This window comes from Enterococcus sp. VV15, from assembly GCF_005236045.1.
GTDB classification, from domain to species: Bacteria; Bacillota; Bacilli; order Lactobacillales; family Enterococcaceae; genus Enterococcus_B; species Enterococcus_B durans.
Map to the genome: position 1 here is coordinate 1 of NZ_QPTY01000129.1, position 268 is coordinate 268.

The window sequence follows — 268 nt, forward strand, 5'->3', positions numbered from 1 at the left end:
CAATACGATTATGTACAGCTCCTCAACGAGGAGCTTTTTATTTATATTTATAAAGTTAAATATATATCCTTAATCCGTACATCATTCACTGTACCTTCACCATTAGATTGATTACAACGACGGAAAATGACATCAATTTTCGTGCATTTTTTCATCCAACTTAGATCCACTGTGACGTCCATTCCTAGGGCATCGCCACCTTTGTAGCCATAGTTTTTCTTCACGTCAGGTCGTTTGATTCCTTGCGAAGCCACACGAGTGATTTCTT

1 pseudogene is annotated in these 268 nt (G+C 38.1%); it reads right to left on the reverse strand.

Annotation, left to right across the window (positions count from 1 at the left end):
* Window positions 1-47: 47 nt before the first annotated feature.
* Window positions 48-268: pseudogene (locus DVW83_RS14965) on the reverse strand (hypothetical protein); the annotation flags it as partial.